Consider the following 16,919-nt stretch of genomic DNA (forward strand, 5'->3'; position numbering starts at 1 on the left):
CCCCTATATATAAAGGCAGCAATAATGGGTATCGGATCGATGACACCTCAGAGCCGCGAAATCGCAACGGGTTGGCTGGTGAATGCCGGCTTGCGACCGACGCGTCAGCGCGTGGCGCTGGCCGAGCTTCTGGTGGGCGACGGCCGACATCGCCATGTCACTGCTGAAAGCCTTTTTGAATCGGCGAAGGCGAACGGGGATGCCGTGTCTCTGGCAACGGTCTACAACACTCTGCGTGCGTTTTGCGATGCAGGTGTGCTGCAGGAAATTACGGTGGACGGATCCAAGAGCTACTTCGACACGAACACGCATGATCATCCACATTTCTATTGGGAAGACGACGCGCGGCTAAGTGATGCGCCGTCGGATCAGCTTGTCATTCAGCGTCTTCCCGAGGCGCCGGAAGGTGTCGAAATCGCGTCTGTCGATGTCGTCATCCGCTTGCGCAGGAAATAAGATCTTAAACGCCCGTCAGCCCGGCCAGTAAAACGTGTTCAGCCTTTCCTATGACCGTGTCAGCTGGACCCGTTCCGTGGCGTGCCAGAACAACGGATTCTGCTGCGTCCCGATCGGTGATAGGCACGCTGACCAGACGCTTGGTGTCATAGCTGAAGGTGCTGGGTGGGCTGGCATAGCTGATCCCGATTCCCTCACCATGAGCCGCAAGGCTGCGTTGAATCTCTAGTGAAGCCGCCCGGTGTGCGACGGACGGGCGTAGACCGTTTTGCCGAAACAGGCCAAGAATATGTTGCGCCGACAAGCCTTCCGCAGACAAAATCAGCGGGTAGCTTTCCAGCGCAGCAAGAGTGACTTCGGTGGTTGTCGCCAGTGGGTGATCCGGGGGCATCAGGGCCTTCGGCCTGCTGTCGAACAGTTTTGTACGAGCGAACCCAGCGTCCATGGTCAGGTCGTAGGTAATCGCGATGTCAATCTGACCCTCCATCAATCCATTCAGCAGTCCTTCGAAAGACTCCGCCACGTATGTAAGGTTGATATCGGCGAAGGTGGCGCGAAGATGTTGCAGGGCCGGAGCCAACAGGAAGGGGGCCAGATCCGTAAAGCAGCCTAATCTCAGTTTGGTTGTTTCCGGTACGGAGGTATCGGACGCCTCGATTCGGGCAGCATTTTTCAGCAGGACCTCAGCCCGGTCTATGAAACTACGCCCCTGAGGTGTCAGCGCCATGGCCGCCCCGCGCCGGCGGACGAATAACGGATACCCCAAATGGGCTTCAACGCGCGTCAGAGCAGTAGACAAGGCTGGTTGTGAAACATTGAGATGTTGGGCTGCCGCCGACAAACTGCCGTGGCGCCCGACTGCACAGACATATTCATATTGGCGCAGCGAAATATATAACATGAGGTTAATAATAGCTTCTAAAGATATGATTTGAACAGAATACATTTTTCAGAGCAATAAACAGAAAATCCATAGGAGCCTCTGATGCCACACTCTCTTGTTTCTCAGCAGATGATCGATACTTATCAGGCGGATGGCGTCGTGCTGATCAAAGGATTGTTCGCGAACCACGTGGATCAGCTGCGGGACGGGGTGGCTGCGAATATGACCGATCCCGGCCCGTACGCGTCCGAAAACAAGAAGGCCGGTGAAACAGGTCGTTTCTTTGATGATTATTGCAACTGGACCCGGATTCCACAGTTCCGCGAGGTGATCGAGACCTCTCCCGCGGCCGAGGTTGCAGCTGATCTGATGCAATCGAAAAGCGTTCAGATGTTTCATGATCACGTGTTGGTCAAAGAACCCGGAACGTCGATGGCGACACCGTGGCATCAGGATGGTCCCTATTATTTCGTCGAGGGTCAGCAGACGATCAGCTTCTGGTCTCCGCTTGATCCGGTCAGGCAGGCGACCCTGCGTTGCGTCGCCGGGTCACACCGTTGGGAGAAGGAGGTTCTGCCGACCCGATGGGTTTCCGAAGAAGGCTTTTTCGCGGATGAAGGTCAGTACATCCCAGTGCCGGACCCGGATGCCGAGGGTATGAAGGTTGTCGAATTCGAGATGGAGCCCGGCGATGCCGTTGCATTCAACTATCGCACGCTGCACGGCGCGCGCGGAAACCAGTCAGACAGCCGTCGCCGCGCCTTTTCACTGCGGCTGGTAGGCGACGATGCCCGGTATGTAGAGCGCCCCGGCCGAACCTCGCCCCCGTTTCCCGGTCATGACATGACGCCGGGACAGCGCCTGCGCGAGGATTGGTTTCCGATATTGTTGCAGCGCTAAGCCGGCTCAGAACCACTGACCTGATTCGATCAGCCCGAGATCCAGCAACTGGCGTGACCGCCATTCAAACGGCACCGAATTGCGCCAGCGAAAGCTGCGGATGTCAAATGTTGACCCAGCATTGGATTTCAGAGCTTTCGCGGCCCGGAAGGAACAGATAGCGGCCGTTAAGTTGTGATGCCAGGGACAGGAATAGGTATTGTATTCCGGTTCGTTAAAGGTGTGGTCGGGTCTCAGCACCAAGTTTTTTTGAGCCTTGAACAAAGCGATGCGGTCGATCCTGCGACGTTCGTAAGGAATGTGGTCCTCGAATCGCCACCGCAACCCACCGGAAAGATCTACCTGACGGTCCAGCGGTTGGCCGCTTGGGTCGTGTCGGGTATGGGCGTAATACCCTGCGCTGTCGAACATGGCCTGATCTGGGGCCACGCCGTTGGGATTTGCGGTCAGATCCTCTGCGTAAAGGTCGAGGACATAGCTGAGCATCGCATTGCGACGCTCTTCACTGTGAAAGACCAGCATCTCGCCCACGCTGCGTGTTTCGCAATATGGAAAAAACAGGTATTCGGCGTTGTAGCAATAATACATCCAGATACCGGGTGCGGCCTGAATGATCCTGTTTATTGTTTCAAACACAACCAACCGCGGAACACATTTCAAACGGACCCGATGGACCTTGGCGGACAGGTCATCAGTCAGATGAAACTCGTCCGGCGCAAATACGATGACTGATTTGAAGCCCAGCGTCAGATGATGATGCAGCGTGCTGGCCAACTCCACCTCGTCCTCGGCAAAAATCAAAGCAACCGGGCCCTTGGCCAATGCGGCTTGGCCCGATTTAAGGAAATGGTCGAGGGAATCGTATGTCATCGGGTGCTTTTGGGTCCGGCTTTGCTGGAAAGTCCTGCCAAATTCGGGTAATTGCGCCCGCATTGCAAGCGGCGTTCTAAGCGTATAGACGACGCCGATCCAGCGAATGCAAAGGCCCGTCCCATGTCCGAACCGAAGAAGCTGTTTATCAAGACTTATGGCTGTCAGATGAATGTCTATGACAGCGAACGCATGTCCGAGGCGCTGGGCGGGCAGGGCTATGTCGAAACCAAGACGCCTGATGATGCCGATATGATCCTGCTGAACACCTGTCACATCCGCGAAAAAGCGGCTGAGAAAGTGTATTCGGAACTCGGTCGCTTCAAGGGGCTGAAGGCCGAAAAGCCTGACCTGAAAATCGGTGTGGCGGGATGCGTTGCGCAGGCCGAAGGTGAAGAGATCATGCGCCGCCAGCCGCTGGTTGATCTGGTCGTTGGTCCGCAAAGCTATCATCGTCTGCCCGAGATGGAGGCCAAGACCCGAGCGGGCGAAAAGGCGCTGGACACTGACTTCCCCGAGGAAGACAAGTTCGAAAAGCTGAAAAACCGTCCCAAGGCCAAACGCGGCCCGACGGCGTTTCTGACGGTTCAGGAAGGCTGCGACAAGTTCTGCGCCTTCTGCGTCGTGCCTTATACCCGTGGTGCTGAAGTCAGCCGTCCGGCGGATCGCATCATCCGTGAAGCCCACGATTTGGTCGAACGTGGTGTGCGCGAGATCACCTTGTTGGGGCAGAACGTCAACGCCTATCATGGGGCCGGGGTGAATGGTGACATGACCCTGGCGGGTTTGATCTGGGAACTGAACAAGGTCGACGGACTGGAGCGAATCCGTTTTACCACGTCGCACCCAAATGACATGGCGGATGACCTGATCGAGGCGCATGGCACCTGTGACAAGCTGATGCCGTATCTGCACCTGCCGGTTCAGTCGGGCTCGGACCGTATTCTCAAGCGGATGAATCGCAGTCACACGGCAGAGAGCTATCTGCGCCTGATCGAGCGCATTCGTGCAGCGCGCCCGGATATCGTGATGTCAGGGGATTTCATCGTCGGCTTCCCCGAGGAAGCCGAAGAGGATTTTCAGGCAACGATGGATTTGGTTGAAGAGGTCAAATACGGCTACGCCTATTCATTCAAATACTCCACACGCCCGGGAACACCTGCGGCCGAGCGGGCTCAGGTTGATCCGGCTGCGGCGGATGAACGGTTACAGCGCCTTCAGGCCCTTATCACGCGACACCAAAGGGAAATTCAGGACGGTATGGTTGGCCGTACAGTCCGCGTCTTGTTTGAAAAACCGGGCCGCCTGCCTGGTCAAATGGTCGGAAAATCCGAGTATCTTCATTCGGTTCACGTAAAAGGCCCCGAGATTGCCGTTGGTGATCTGAAAGAGGTACGGATCACCGAGTCGGGCGCCAACTCTTTGGCAGGTGAATTGCTCTGAGTCGGTGAGATTCCGCCGTTCAAGCACCATAGTTGGTGTTTGTTTCCAAAATTTACCCTTGATTTATTGCTTGGAACTATGCTCCGAGAGGAGCCATGTTTTTTCGGGCGCCAGTTTTTGCGTCTAAAAAACGATTATGCACCGATCCGGAGATCGGAGTGATGGAGGTACGAGTGTCAATCTTGAAGAGCTTCAGGGCCTTGAGCCTGGTGAAAACCTTGCCCGTGGCTTCCGCGGTCACTCTACTTGCCAGCGCGACGATCGCCGGGGATTTGAAGGGCAAAACAGCCGATCCAGTTTTAATTAGCCCCAAGAAATTCAGCAGTGACGTCAGTGCATTTTACCTGGGGGTTTCCGGCGGCTACGGATCGGGCGGGGATGATCGATTTGGACTGAGAACACCCGCCGGGCTGTTTGATATTGGCGACCTGAACGTATCCGGAGCCTATGGTGGCTTTCGCGGTGGTTGGCGCGGTGTTTTGCCCTCCAGGGGTGGCCGTGATTTTGTCTACGGTTTTGAAGTCGGATATGATTTCGGATCCTTGGACGATAGTGTCAGGGCCCAGATCGGCGGTTCGAACGTTCAGGGTGAGGCAGAGATATCTGACGTTTTGTCCCTCAGATATCGAAGCGGCCTGACAAGCCGAAACGGTCGGGTTCTCTACTTTTTCAGTGTCGGTTATCTGTGGGGCGATGTTGAAACGACCAACAGCATCACATCGGGAACTTCGGTACAGAGCTTTTCGGCGTCGGACAGGCGGGGCGGATACACCGCAAGCATCGGTGCCGAACACAAGCTGACCGACAATTGGTCAGTCACCGGCGAATACGAATACGTCCAGTTCAAATCCGAAGACATTCAATTCGGTTCCGGCTTTTCCACGAAGTCGACACCGAAATACGGCGGTTTGAGATTCGGGTTGAACTATACTTTCTGATGCGCGTCTGACTGGCATTTTCCTTTTATGTGATCGGCGCTTTTGTCATCAGTGGGTTTATTTTTGAAACTGTGGCTTGCGCCCACCGAGATTTGTTGTCTACGCTCGGGGTGAACTGCCAAGACAGGAGAACGGATTGGCCATCGGTGCCCTGACCCCACCGCAAGATGAAATGCCCCAACGCGAGGCGTTTGTAGAGTTTCCCGACAACCGATTGTTGATTGACCTGTGTGGCGAATACGACCGCAATCTGACCGACATCGAAAGCAAGCTTACCGTCCAGATCGTACGCCGCGGCAATCAGCTTGTCGTGATGGGCGATGAAGACGCTCAGAAGCAGGCTATTGAGGTGCTGCAATCCCTTTACACGCGGTTGGAAGGCGGGCGCGAGGTTGAGGCCGCGGACGTGGACCGGGAACTGCGGATGGGTGTTTCGGAACAGGGGACCGGCAGCCGCGACGGCGACCAGCTTGAAATGTTCAAGGGCGGTTCAGTCGAGATCAAGACCCGCAAGAAACTGGTCGAACCGCGTACGGACGCCCAGAAGGCTTATGTGCAGTCACTGTTTCAAAACGAGCTTGCCTTCGGCATCGGGCCAGCTGGCACGGGTAAAACCTATCTTGCCGTCGCTGTTGGTGTGTCGATGTTTATTGGCGGACATGTGGATCGAATCATCCTGAGCCGTCCCGCCGTCGAGGCGGGTGAGAAACTGGGCTATCTACCGGGTGACATGAAGGACAAGGTCGATCCCTACATGCAGCCGCTTTACGATGCGCTGAATGATTTCCTGCCCGGCAAGCAGTTGGCCAAGCTGATCGAGGAAAAACGAATCGAAATAGCACCGCTGGCGTTCATGCGTGGACGCACGTTGGCCAATGCTTTTGTGGTGTTGGACGAAGCACAGAACGCCACGACCATGCAGATGAAGATGTTCCTGACTCGTCTGGGCGAGGGCAGCCGCATGGTAATCACCGGCGACAGGTCTCAGGTGGATTTGCCACGCGGCGTTCAGTCTGGGCTCCAGGATGCGGAAAGACTGTTGAAAACGATTCCCAATATCAGTTTCAACTATTTCACGTCGAAGGATGTGGTGCGTCACCCGCTTGTGGCCGCGATCATCGAGGCGTATGAGGCTGATGCGGGCCGCGAAACCAGTTGAGTGCAAGGCTCATTCACAGGGCTGTTGTACGATAAGATGAATTTGGAACTCACTGTCGAAGACGACCGGTGGCAGGGGCTTCAGTCTTTGTCGCGGCAGGCGATCTCTGCGGTTCTGTCCTATGCGGAACTGGACCCGGGGTGTTGCGAGGTCAGCGTTCTGGGTTGCGATGACGCGCGCATTTCGGAACTGAATGCCGAGTTTCGCGGCAAACCAACCGAAACCAACGTTCTGAGCTGGCCGGCTGAAGATTTGTCCCCGGACCAAGCCGGACAAGTGCCCCAACCGCCCGAGCCGGATTTCACCGGTGAAATCCCTCTGGGTGATATTGCAATTTCCTTCGACACATGTGCACGAGAGGCCGATGAGGCAGGCAAGGACTTTGACGATCACGTCGTTCATCTGCTTGTCCACGGAACGTTGCATTTGCTGGGATATGATCACATTCGTGACCCCGATGCCGCTCTGATGGAAGGGATTGAGGTCGAGATACTTGGCAAGTTAGGTATAGATGACCCATATAAGGTATGAAGTGGGTCAGGTGACCCGATTAGTTGGAACAAGGTAATGGGCGAAACAGACGGCAGTTCTAGGGCGGCGCAAAGCGCGCAATCTCAGGACAGCAGCAATAATACTCAAGAGAAAAGCGGGTTTATTTCCCGAATTTTCGATGCGTTCTCGGGTCAAGAGAGTCAACAAAACCCGGTGGTAAACGGGCAGAGTGCAGCGGTGGCTCAGCCCCGCGGGATGATGAACCTGCGCCGGATGCGCGTCGAAGACGTGGCCATTCCCACGGCTGAGATCATCGCGGTCCCTTCTACCATCACCAAGGATGAACTGGCAGATGTGTTCCGGGACAGTGGATTGTCCAGAATCCCGGTCTATGAAGGAACACTGGATACGCCGCTGGGCTTTGTTCACCTCAAGGATTTCGCACTGACCCATGGTTTCAATGGCGGTGCGGACAAGTTTGACCTGAAATCTATGTTGCGCACGCTTCTGTTCGTGCCGCCTTCGATGCCAATTGGTGTCCTGCTGACCAAGATGCAGACCGAACGTCGCCATATGGCGTTGGTGATTGATGAGTATGGCGGCGTGGATGGGCTGCTGACAATCGAAGACCTGATAGAACAGGTCGTAGGTGAGATCGCGGACGAACATGATGCAGCCGAAGATCAGCTCTGGGTGCAGGAAAAGCCGGGCTGCTACCTGGTGCAGGCTCGTGTGCCGCTTGAGGACTTCGAGGCTGAGATCGGCCGGTCCCTGACCAGCCATGAGGACGTGGATGAAGAAGACATCGATACGCTGGGCGGGCTTGTTTTCATGCTGTCCGGGCGTGTTCCGGCGCGCGGCGAGGTCGTGATCCATCCTGAAGGCCCGGAATTCGAAGTGGTTGACGCCGACCCGCGGCGCATCAAACGGTTGCGCGTCATGCTACCGGACGTTGCTGCATGACGCCTGTCCGGGGCTGGCCGTTATCGTTTAGATTGTTCGCCTCCGCCGCTCTGGGCGCGATCGGTGCTTTTGGTCAAGCACCGCATGGGCATTGGGGCGCTACGGTTCTTGCGCTGATTTTGATCGTTCCGGTTTTCCTTGCCAGTGAAACCCGCGCTCGCGCGGGTTGGGTCGGCTGGTTTTTCGCCACCGGCTATTTTGCGCATGCACTCAGCTGGATCATCGAGCCTTTTCAGGTGGACGCAGAGCGCCATGCCTGGATGGCACCGTTTGCGCTGGTGTTCATGGCCGGCGGGCTTGCCTTGTTCTGGGCTGTCGCCTTTCGACTGTCACGACATTTCGGCGCAACGGCCATGCGACAAAGCAATTTTCTGGTTGTGACGCTGTCTCTGGCCGAACTGGCTCGGGGTTACGTACTGACCGGGTTCCCATGGGCCGGTGTGGCGCAAATCTGGGTGGATACACCTATGGCGCAGTTGCTGTCTCTGGTGGGGCCGTATGGCCTGAATGCGCTGACATATGCCGTGGCGTTTCCAATAGGGGCCGCATTGGTTCAGGAAAGACGCTTGCAGGCGCTGGCCCGGCCACTGAGTTTTGCAGCTGTGATGGTGGTCCTGACGATGGGCTATGCGTCGATACGGCCAAGGGTTCAGGACGGCCCGCACACAGTTCGTATTGTTCAGCCTAACGCGCCGCAGCACCAAAAGTGGGACCCGGCGTATGCGCCTTTGTTCTTCGCCCGTCAGATTGAGTATTCCGCCGCTTTGCCCAGACCGGACCTGATCGTCTGGCCCGAGACCGCAGTTCCGGCCTGGCTGGGCAGCGCACAACCGTATTTGGCCTCCATCACGGATGCAGCTCAGGGGACGGCTGTGGTTTTGGGGATCCAGCGCGGAGACGGTCCGAGGATCTTTAACTCGATGGTCTATCTGGATGAAGCCGGGCGGCAGAGCGGTCTGTATGACAAACACCATTTGGCCCCGTTTGGAGAATATGTACCTCTTGGCGATTTGATGGGCCGTTTTGGGATTTATGGGCTGGCGGCCACAGCGGGGCATGGATTCAGCGCGGGGCCAGGGCCCGATCTCTTAGATTTTGGCAAAATGGGAAAGGCGTTGCCTCTGATCTGTTACGAAGCCGTGTTCCCGCAGGGTGTAAACGGGGCGCCGGGTCGGGCGGACTTTCTGTTGCAGATCACCAACGACGCATGGTTCGGAACTCGTTCGGGACCGTTTCAACACTTGGCACAAGCCCGGATGAGGGCGATTGAGCAGGGTCTGCCAATGATCCGCTCGGCCAATACCGGAATATCGGCGATGATTGACCCGCTGGGTCAGGTCACGGCCTCATTGGCTTTGGGCAAGGCGGGATACGTGGATGCGATCCTGCCGCAGCCACAACAGCCAACAGTTTATTCCCGCATCGGGGACAGCCCTGTTCTTGCGGCGCTATTGTTTCTTGCTGCGCTGGTGTGGTTCAGCATCCGTCGCCTGAGCAAATAATTAGAGATTGACCCCATCTTGAAGCGCGCGTATGCGTCTGTGACCTGTCACAACGGCTTCCTGGCGTGACGGAGAAACCCCTAATGGAGCGCATTTATGTCCCGACAGAACTATACATTTACTTCGGAATCCGTTTCCGAAGGGCATCCTGACAAGGTCTGCGACCGTATCTCGGATGCTGTCCTTGATGCATTTCTAAACGAAGAACCAGAAGCCCGTGTGGCCTGCGAAACCTTTGCAACAACCAACCGGGTTGTGATTGGCGGTGAAGTAGGCCTGACTGATCAAGACAAGCTGCACGATTACATGGGGCGCATCGAACAGATCGCTCGTGATTGTGTGAAAGACATCGGTTACGAGCAGGACAAGTTTCACCACGAAACTGTCGAGGTAACCAACCTGCTGCATGAACAATCCGCCCATATCGCTCAGGGCGTTGATGCTGCGGACAACAAGGACGAGGGTGCCGGCGACCAGGGCATCATGTTTGGTTATGCCACGACTGAAACTCCGGAGCTGATGCCTGCACCGATCCAGTATTCGCACGCTATCCTGCGGCGTCTCGCGGAAGTACGCAAGAACGGCACCGAACCCGCTTTGGGCCCCGATGCAAAGTCGCAGCTGTCAGTCGTTTATCGCGACGGCAAGCCGGTCGGCGTTAGCTCGATCGTTCTGTCTACGCAGCACCTGGATGAAGCGTTGTCTTCGGATGATATCCGCGCCATCGTCGAGCCTTATATCCGTGAAACCCTGCCTGACGGCTGGCTGTCGGCTGAAACCGAATGGCACGTCAACCCGACCGGCAAATTCGTTATCGGCGGACCGGATGGTGACGCGGGCCTGACCGGGCGCAAGATCATCGTGGACACCTATGGCGGCGCGGCCCCGCATGGCGGCGGCGCGTTCTCGGGCAAAGACCCGACCAAGGTTGACCGTTCAGCAGCATACGCAGCACGCTATCTGGCCAAAAACGTCGTGGCGGCTGGCATGGCCGAACGCTGCACGATTCAGCTGAGCTATGCGATTGGCGTGTCCAAGCCGCTGTCGATCTATGCCGACACGCATGGTACCGGCCAATTGGCGGATGCGGCAATCGAGAAAGCCGTGGGTGAGGTCATGGATCTGACGCCGCGAGGCATTCGCCAGCATCTTCAGCTGAATAAGCCGATCTACCAACGTACAGCGGCTTATGGCCACTTTGGTCGCCAGCCGAGTGAAGACGGTGGTTTCAGCTGGGAGCGCACCGATCTGGTCGATGCGTTGAAGTCCGCGGTCTGATCTGAACAACACAAAGCGCGCCTTTCAGGGCGCGCTTTTACCTTGTGCGTACCGCGCCCCTTGCAACGTTCTCTGGCGCGCAGTATGGCGACGGCCATGAGCACCGAGACTCCACAACGCCCGCGCAGAAATTTCTATGGCCGCTTCAAGGGCAAGACCCTGAAGCCCAGCCAAAAGACCTATCTGAACGAAGATCTGGCTGCTTTGTCGCCCGGCGCGGTGGACTGGGACACCAACCCTGAGCGCAGGCCGCTGGACTTGAACAAGTTGTTCGGCGGTAAGCCGGTGTGGCTGGAAATCGGCTTTGGCGGCGGCGAACATCTGATTCATCAGGCGCAAAGCAACCCCGACATCGGCATCATCGGGGCGGAGCCCTATATCAACGGCGTTGCCATGCTGCTGGGCAAAATCCGACAGGCCGGGGTTGAGAACCTTGCCGTGCATCCCGGCGATGCCCGCGACCTATTCGACGTGCTGCCAGAGGCCAGTATATCGCGCGCCTTTCTTCTGTATCCCGATCCGTGGCCCAAAACCCGGCATCATCGTCGCCGTTTCGTGACACCGGAACATCTTGAGCCGTTGGCGAAGGTATTGAAACCCGGATCGATCTTCCGGGTCGCTACGGACATCCCCGACTATGTGCGGCAGACACTGGAGGAAGTCCCCCGCGCCGGGTTCGAGTGGTTGGCCGAACGCCCCGCAGATTGGCGCGAGCCGTGGGAGGACTGGATTTCCACGCGCTACGAGCAGAAGGCCTTGCGCGAAGGTCGCACGCCCCATTACCTGACCTTCCGCCGCAAAGACTGATTGCCGCTGGACCAACCGGTGCCAATTCGCTAATCGGCTTGAGCACTGATAGCGCAAAAGGAGCCCCCATGTCCGGACACGGAACGCCCATCCCGATGACCTCGCATCCCTGCGGCCCGCTGACCGGCACGGCAGAGGTGCCCGGGGACAAGTCGATTTCGCACCGGTCGCTGATCCTCGGCGCGATGGCGGTGGGCGAGACCAGGATCTCGGGTTTGCTCGAAGGTGAGGACGTGTTGGACACCGCAAAGGCAATGCGGGCCTTCGGGGCTGAAGTCACAGATCATGGTGGCGGCGAATGGACCGTGCACGGCGTGGGTGTCGGCGGGTTTGCCGAACCGAATCAGGTGATTGACTGCGGCAATTCCGGCACCGGGGTGCGGCTGATCATGGGTGCCATGGCGACCTCGCCGATTGCGGCGACGTTTACCGGGGATGCCAGCCTGAACAAGCGTCCCATGGCGCGGGTGACAGATCCGCTTGAGTTGTTTGGTGCGCAGGCCGTGGGCCGCTCGGGTGGGCGTTTGCCCATGACGATCGTCGGTGCGGCGGACCCGACTCCGGTTCGGTACGAAGTTCCGGTACCCTCAGCTCAGGTGAAATCCGCCGTCCTGCTGGCGGGGCTGAATGCCCCCGGTAAAACCGTGGTTATCGAGAAAGAGGCGACCCGCGATCATTCCGAGCGGATGTTGTCCGGGTTCGGTGCCGAAGTTACGGTGGAAGACACTGATGAAGGCCGGGTCATCACTTTGACTGGGCGCCCCGAATTGAAGCCGCAAGTCATCGCCGTTCCCCGTGACCCGTCCAGCGCGGCCTTCCCGGTTTGTGCGGCGCTGATTACGCCTGGCTCCGATGTGCTGGTGCCCGGCATCGGCCTGAACCCCACACGGGCAGGCCTATTCACGACGCTGCGCGAGATGGGCGCGGATCTGACCTATGAAAACGAGCGCGAAGAGGGCGGCGAGCCGGTTGCCGATCTGCGCGCGAAATACTCGCCAAACATGAAGGGCATTGATGTACCGCCAGAACGCGCGGCCTCGATGATCGACGAATATCCGGTTTTGTCCGTGGTTGCCGCAAACGCCACGGGTACGACGATGATGGGCGGAGTGAAGGAACTCCGGGTGAAAGAAAGCGACCGCATCGATGCCATGGCGCGCGGTCTGCGAGCCAACGGCGTCACGGTCAACGAGGGTGACGACTGGTGGTCGGTCGAAGGGTTGGGTATCGGCAAGGTTTCGGGCGGCGGAACGTGCGAAAGCTTCCTGGATCACCGCATTGCCATGTCGTTCATGGTGATGGGCATGGGCGCGCAGAACCCGGTAAGCGTGGATGATGGTGGCCCGATCGCGACATCCTTCCCGATTTTTGAGCCGTTGATGGCGTCGCTTGGGGCAAAGGTAGAGCGCAGTTGAGCTTCACTGTCGCCATTGACGGACCTGCGGCTGCGGGCAAGGGCACGATCTCCAAGGCCGTGGCGGCGCATTTCGGGTTTTCCCATCTGGACACTGGCTTGCTGTATCGGGCCGTCGGACGGCGTACCCTCGAAGGGGTTGGCGCGCTTGAAGCCGTGCAGTCCCTGACGGCTGAAGAGCTTGAGCAGGGTGATTTGCGCACGGCTGAAATCGCGCAGGCCGCATCCAAAGTGGCGGTGATTCCCGAGGTTCGCGCCGCCTTGGTGGATTTTCAGCGCGCCTTTGCCCGAAGGTCAGGTGGGGCCGTCTTGGATGGGCGCGACATCGGGACGGTGATTTGTCCCAAAGCCGAGGTGAAGCTGTTTGTAACGGCCAGCCCAGAAGTGCGAGCCGAACGCCGGTTTCTGGAGCTTAGTGCAAAAGGTGCTGACGTGACGCGCGAACGGGTTCTGGCGGATGTCAAAGAGCGGGATGCGCGGGACGCAGAGCGCAGCGCTGCGCCGATGAAGCCAGCTGAGGATGCGGTGCAACTGGATACAACAGATCTCAGCATCGAGGCTGCATTGGCCAAAGCGCTTGAAATCATCAGCGTAAAACTGCCCGCGACGCGCTGACGTCGCAGGCAGAGGGGGCAGAACTTACAGCTCGCCTACGGCGATGCTCTTGATATTTGCCCACTGTTCGTCCGCCGTTTTTGCGGTGGCGGGAACGTCCTTCAGGAAGGCGGCGCGGGTTTCGGCGTTCAGGAACAGGTACAGTTTTCCATCTACTACCAGGTACTGATCCGGGTCTCCGTCAAACTTCTTGCCGACCGATACGCCGAACGAGCAGAACCCACCATGCTGCGGCAGGTAGGCCGCCGGGTTCGCCTCGAACGCCTCGAGGTTGGCGGCGGTGGTGAAGTAATAGGATGCACCATCGTAGGTCGCCGAGTGGGTGGCGAAGCCTTCGACCGGATTGCCATCATTGACCAATGCAACCAGATCGACCCCATGTGCGGCAAGCGGGGCACCTGCGGCCGAGATGCCGTTTGACACGTTGATTTCGTCGGCGGCAAAGGCCGGGGTGGACAGGGCGATGGCGGCTGCCAGGGCGGTGAAGACGATAGTTTTCATTACACGCTTCCTTTCGGTTCTGGGTTCGGGTCGACTGGATCGTCGACCGGCAAAACATAGATAGGGGATGAAAGCTGGACGTATAATCGCAGATAGGCCATCAGATATTGCAGATCGTTCAAGTATCTGAATGATAGTAAGGTGCGTTCACTAAGCTTTGTTTGGTCAGTGCGGGTTTTTGTACATATGCTGAAAGAATGCCCGCAGGAGTGTCATCATGATCCGATTAGCCCTCATTCTTGTCTTCACTGCCGGAAGCCTTGCCGCGCAAGAGACAGTGCAAAGCCCACCAGTAGCCGAACCGCCGATGACCTACGAACGCCTGGGCAACATTCTTTTTGCGCTTGACCCCGAAGCAGAGCCGAGCGGTCCCGGGTTCCAATTGGCGGTCGCAGGCGTACAGGTTTTGGTCATCACCGACGTCAATGCGGATCGGATGCGGGCCATGGTCCCGATCCGCAGCGCCGAGGCCCTGTCGGAGGAAGATTTGATCCGAATGATGCAGGCCAATTTCGACAGCACGCTGGATGCACGTTACGCAATCGCCAATGGCACCTTGTGGGCTGCATTTATCCACCCGTTGTCCTTGCTGGAAAAAGACCAATTCATCTCGGGACTGGCCCAGACTGTGAACATCGCCAAGACGTATGGCAGCCTGTATTCCGGAGGTGCAGCAGAGTTCGGAGGCGGCGACAGCACTGATCTGCAACGCGCTCTGATTGAAGAACTGCTGAAGAAAGGCGAGGAAATCTGAACTGCACCGTGAATACGTGTTTGGCGTGACACCAACCGATTGGCAGGCGTTGCAAGACCACGCGTTCATGCGGGTTCGTCATAGACCCTAGATGGATGCAGGAAAGCTGCTATAGTTTCTCCCCAGCGAAAAGGGAAAGCTGCGATACAACCCGGTAAAAAACAGGGACGCAGCTAAAAAATTTCCCAAGCCAACAGGGACAAAACTACATGAGCAATCGTTTGAACAAAATCACCATCGTGGGTGGCGGTACGGCTGGATGGATGACCGCACTGATCCTGGACATGGTGCTTTCACGTACGTCAGGGCCCAAGGATCGACCGAGAATCTGCCTGATCGAAAGCCCGAATATCTCCACCGTAGGGGTGGGTGAGGCTACTGTTCCACGCATGCCTGTCACGCTGCGCCAGGCGGGCATTTCGGAACGGAGTTTCTTTCGCGAGACCAACGCATCCTTCAAGCTGGGTGTGAAATTCTGCAATTGGAACAACGACGCCAAGGGCAATCGCATCGATTACATGAACCCCTTTGCCCACGGCCAGATGCTGGAGGGGCTGGAGGCCGCCGAATTTTTCCTGCGCTTCGGCAACGGAGACCGGGATTTTACACAGTCCATCTCGCCGCATGATGATCTGGCCCGCCTGTGCAAAGGTGCGCGTCAGTTGGGTCAGCCGGAATTCGAGCAACGGTTTGGGTATGCCTATCACCTGGATGCCGTAAAGTTTGCCGGCATGCTGACCAGGGTCTGCACGAAGCGCGGAGTGGAGCATATCCAGGATGAGGTGCAAACGGTTGAACTGGATGAACAGGGCAATGTCAGTCATCTCATGCTGGAGGCAAAAGGCCGCCATGACGTTGAGATGGTCGTGGATTGCACCGGGTTTCGGGGGCTGATCATCAACAAGGCTCTCGGTGAGCCATTTTTGGACTACTCCGACTATCTGCCCAATGATCGAGCCATGGCGTTGCAGATCGAGCATCCGAATCCCGACAAGATCGAAAGCGCCACAAGATCCACCGCTTTGGGCGCAGGTTGGACATGGCGGGTGCCGCTCTATAACCGTGTGGGCACAGGTTATGTGTATTCGTCTGCGCATCGTACGGATGACCAGGCGGCGGACGAATACCTTGAATGGCTGGGTGACAGTGGCAAAGGACTGACACCGCGGGTAATCCCGATGCGCGTTGGTCGCGTGCGCAACGCCTGGGTCAAGAATTGCGTGGCGATAGGTCTGTCCGGCGGGTTTATTGAGCCGCTGGAAAGCACCGCAATCCATATGATTGACCATGCGATACGCTGGTTCGCCGAGCATTTGCCTACGCGAGACATCGAGCCTTCGCTGAGGGACAGATACAATCGGCAGATGGACAAGCTGTATAACGAGGTTCTGGAGTTCATCTGTTTGCACTATAGATTGGGCAACCGTACCGATGACCAATACTGGATCGACGCGCGCACCGAGATGAAGGTACCGGATCGGTTGGCTGAAAATCTTGAGCTGTGGCAGTATCGCCTGCCGATGGATCACGATATCGAGTTCGCCACACTGTTTGACAGCCGCGTTTATCAAACCGTTCTATTGGGCAAACAGGTCTATGATACAGGCTATGGTTCAGGCATCCGCGACCGTCTTCGGCCATTGAAGAAACCTCTTTGGTTCCAGGGTATGAAGAACGCGAAAGTGGATCTGGCGAAGATCATCAAGTCGATGCCGGATCACAAAACACTGTTGCGCGATATCCGGGGGGAACTTGAGCAACCTGCCTTTGGAATGGCGGCGGCAATGAAACCGACAGTGGCGATGCCGGGCGCGGCACCTGCTCCGGTTGTTGTCGAAAACATGCCGAACTTTGCTGAAATCCAAAGCGGTAAGAAGGATCTGCAACTGTTCTGAAGGCTCTCTGCCCGTCGCGCAGGGAGTATTATTAGGAAAGGCGGGGCGC

Annotated in this window: 17 protein-coding genes and 1 riboswitch; of the genes, 14 read left to right on the forward strand and 3 right to left on the reverse strand. The window is 57.3% G+C overall.

Going from position 1 to position 16,919, the window contains the following annotated elements:
• Window positions 1–39: 39 nt before the first annotated feature.
• Window positions 40–456, forward strand: coding sequence for an iron response transcriptional regulator IrrA (irrA, locus tag AC2FEB_RS08575; protein ID WP_117872833.1), 417 nt, complete (start codon window positions 40–42; stop codon window positions 454–456).
• A gap of 4 nt (window positions 457–460) precedes the next feature.
• On the opposite strand, the gene AC2FEB_RS08580 is transcribed toward irrA, so the two are convergent.
• Window positions 461–1,402, reverse strand: coding sequence for a LysR family transcriptional regulator (locus tag AC2FEB_RS08580; RefSeq protein WP_496883998.1), 942 nt, complete (start codon window positions 1,400–1,402; stop codon window positions 461–463).
• Between the two features lie 39 nt (window positions 1,403–1,441).
• Here AC2FEB_RS08580 and AC2FEB_RS08585 point away from each other — a divergent pair, with 39 nt between their 5' ends.
• Window positions 1,442–2,239 carry a phytanoyl-CoA dioxygenase family protein gene (locus AC2FEB_RS08585; protein WP_117869799.1) on the forward strand — a complete coding sequence of 266 codons (798 nt, stop codon included), beginning with the start codon at window positions 1,442–1,444 and terminating at the stop codon, window positions 2,237–2,239.
• Between the two features lie 6 nt (window positions 2,240–2,245).
• On the opposite strand, the gene AC2FEB_RS08590 is transcribed toward AC2FEB_RS08585, so the two are convergent.
• The gene (locus tag AC2FEB_RS08590) at window positions 2,246–3,109 is read right to left on the reverse strand and encodes a glycosyltransferase family protein (protein ID WP_496676700.1); all 864 of its coding nucleotides are present in this window, start codon (window positions 3,107–3,109) and stop codon (window positions 2,246–2,248) included.
• Window positions 3,110–3,232: 123 nt separating this feature from the next.
• Here AC2FEB_RS08590 and miaB point away from each other — a divergent pair, with 123 nt between their 5' ends.
• The 10 genes from miaB (at window position 3,233) to cmk (ending at window position 13,720) form a co-directional block, all read left to right on the forward strand.
• Window positions 3,233–4,552: a tRNA (N6-isopentenyl adenosine(37)-C2)-methylthiotransferase MiaB gene (miaB, locus tag AC2FEB_RS08595; RefSeq protein ID WP_496676698.1), complete on the forward strand. Its 1,320-nt coding sequence runs from the start codon at window positions 3,233–3,235 to the stop codon at window positions 4,550–4,552.
• A 209-nt stretch (window positions 4,553–4,761) separates the two neighbouring features.
• Window positions 4,762–5,490, forward strand: a complete 729-nt coding sequence (locus AC2FEB_RS08600; protein ID WP_496761269.1) for an outer membrane protein — start codon at window positions 4,762–4,764, stop codon at window positions 5,488–5,490.
• Window positions 5,491–5,626: 136 nt separating this feature from the next.
• Complete coding sequence (locus AC2FEB_RS08605) at window positions 5,627–6,649, forward strand: PhoH family protein (protein WP_496676692.1); 1,023 nt, start codon at window positions 5,627–5,629, stop codon at window positions 6,647–6,649.
• 36 nt (window positions 6,650–6,685) lie between these two features.
• Window positions 6,686–7,180 (forward strand): rRNA maturation RNase YbeY, encoded by a 495-nt coding sequence (gene ybeY / locus AC2FEB_RS08610; protein ID WP_496676690.1) that lies wholly within the window; start codon window positions 6,686–6,688, stop codon window positions 7,178–7,180.
• A gap of 36 nt (window positions 7,181–7,216) precedes the next feature.
• On the forward strand, window positions 7,217–8,104 hold the full coding sequence (locus AC2FEB_RS08615; protein WP_496676688.1) for a hemolysin family protein: 888 nt from the start codon (window positions 7,217–7,219) through the stop codon (window positions 8,102–8,104).
• Window positions 8,101–9,606 carry an apolipoprotein N-acyltransferase gene (gene lnt / locus AC2FEB_RS08620; RefSeq protein WP_496676686.1) on the forward strand — a complete coding sequence of 502 codons (1,506 nt, stop codon included), beginning with the start codon at window positions 8,101–8,103 and terminating at the stop codon, window positions 9,604–9,606. Before AC2FEB_RS08615 ends, lnt begins: the two co-directional genes overlap by 4 nt.
• A 41-nt stretch (window positions 9,607–9,647) precedes the next feature.
• A riboswitch (SAM-SAH riboswitch) is annotated at window positions 9,648–9,697 on the forward strand.
• Between the two features lie 5 nt (window positions 9,698–9,702).
• The gene (gene metK / locus AC2FEB_RS08625; RefSeq protein ID WP_117869792.1) at window positions 9,703–10,884 is read left to right on the forward strand and encodes a methionine adenosyltransferase; all 1,182 of its coding nucleotides are present in this window, start codon (window positions 9,703–9,705) and stop codon (window positions 10,882–10,884) included.
• Window positions 10,885–10,980: 96 nt separating this feature from the next.
• On the forward strand, window positions 10,981–11,691 hold the full coding sequence (trmB, locus tag AC2FEB_RS08630; RefSeq protein ID WP_205511814.1) for a tRNA (guanosine(46)-N7)-methyltransferase TrmB: 711 nt from the start codon (window positions 10,981–10,983) through the stop codon (window positions 11,689–11,691).
• Window positions 11,692–11,759: 68 nt separating this feature from the next.
• Complete coding sequence (gene aroA, locus AC2FEB_RS08635; RefSeq protein ID WP_117869790.1) at window positions 11,760–13,106, forward strand: 3-phosphoshikimate 1-carboxyvinyltransferase; 1,347 nt, start codon at window positions 11,760–11,762, stop codon at window positions 13,104–13,106.
• Window positions 13,103–13,720, forward strand: coding sequence for a (d)CMP kinase (cmk, locus tag AC2FEB_RS08640; protein ID WP_496883999.1), 618 nt, complete (start codon window positions 13,103–13,105; stop codon window positions 13,718–13,720). The genes aroA and cmk overlap by 4 nt, the downstream gene beginning before the upstream one ends.
• A 24-nt stretch (window positions 13,721–13,744) precedes the next feature.
• Here the strand turns inward: cmk and AC2FEB_RS08645 are convergent, their stop codons facing one another.
• Window positions 13,745–14,221, reverse strand: a complete 477-nt coding sequence (locus AC2FEB_RS08645) for a YHS domain-containing (seleno)protein (RefSeq protein WP_496676515.1) — start codon at window positions 14,219–14,221, stop codon at window positions 13,745–13,747.
• Window positions 14,222–14,438: 217 nt separating this feature from the next.
• On the opposite strand from AC2FEB_RS08645, the gene AC2FEB_RS08650 reads away from it, so the two are divergent.
• On the forward strand, window positions 14,439–14,975 hold the full coding sequence (locus tag AC2FEB_RS08650; protein WP_496676518.1) for a hypothetical protein: 537 nt from the start codon (window positions 14,439–14,441) through the stop codon (window positions 14,973–14,975).
• A 209-nt stretch (window positions 14,976–15,184) separates the two neighbouring features.
• Window positions 15,185–16,870: a tryptophan halogenase family protein gene (locus AC2FEB_RS08655; RefSeq protein WP_496676521.1), complete on the forward strand. Its 1,686-nt coding sequence runs from the start codon at window positions 15,185–15,187 to the stop codon at window positions 16,868–16,870.
• Window positions 16,871–16,919 lie beyond the last annotated feature (49 nt).

The organism is Ruegeria sp. YTSC106 (assembly GCF_059609765.1).

Coding starts and splice junctions, on each gene's coding strand:
- irrA (WP_117872833.1), top strand. CDS start 40: ATGACACCTCAGAGCCGCGAAATCGCAACGGGTTGGCTGGTGAATGCC.
- AC2FEB_RS08580 (WP_496883998.1), bottom strand. CDS start 1,402: ATGTATTCTGTTCAAATCATATCTTTAGAAGCTATTATTAACCTCATG.
- AC2FEB_RS08585 (WP_117869799.1), top strand. CDS start 1,442: ATGCCACACTCTCTTGTTTCTCAGCAGATGATCGATACTTATCAGGCG.
- AC2FEB_RS08590 (WP_496676700.1), bottom strand. CDS start 3,109: ATGACATACGATTCCCTCGACCATTTCCTTAAATCGGGCCAAGCCGCA.
- miaB (WP_496676698.1), top strand. CDS start 3,233: ATGTCCGAACCGAAGAAGCTGTTTATCAAGACTTATGGCTGTCAGATG.
- ybeY (WP_496676690.1), top strand. CDS start 6,686: ATGAATTTGGAACTCACTGTCGAAGACGACCGGTGGCAGGGGCTTCAG.
- AC2FEB_RS08615 (WP_496676688.1), top strand. CDS start 7,217: ATGGGCGAAACAGACGGCAGTTCTAGGGCGGCGCAAAGCGCGCAATCT.
- lnt (WP_496676686.1), top strand. CDS start 8,101: ATGACGCCTGTCCGGGGCTGGCCGTTATCGTTTAGATTGTTCGCCTCC.
- metK (WP_117869792.1), top strand. CDS start 9,703: ATGTCCCGACAGAACTATACATTTACTTCGGAATCCGTTTCCGAAGGG.
- trmB (WP_205511814.1), top strand. CDS start 10,981: ATGAGCACCGAGACTCCACAACGCCCGCGCAGAAATTTCTATGGCCGC.
- aroA (WP_117869790.1), top strand. CDS start 11,760: ATGTCCGGACACGGAACGCCCATCCCGATGACCTCGCATCCCTGCGGC.
- AC2FEB_RS08645 (WP_496676515.1), bottom strand. CDS start 14,221: ATGAAAACTATCGTCTTCACCGCCCTGGCAGCCGCCATCGCCCTGTCC.
- AC2FEB_RS08650 (WP_496676518.1), top strand. CDS start 14,439: ATGATCCGATTAGCCCTCATTCTTGTCTTCACTGCCGGAAGCCTTGCC.
- AC2FEB_RS08655 (WP_496676521.1), top strand. CDS start 15,185: ATGAGCAATCGTTTGAACAAAATCACCATCGTGGGTGGCGGTACGGCT.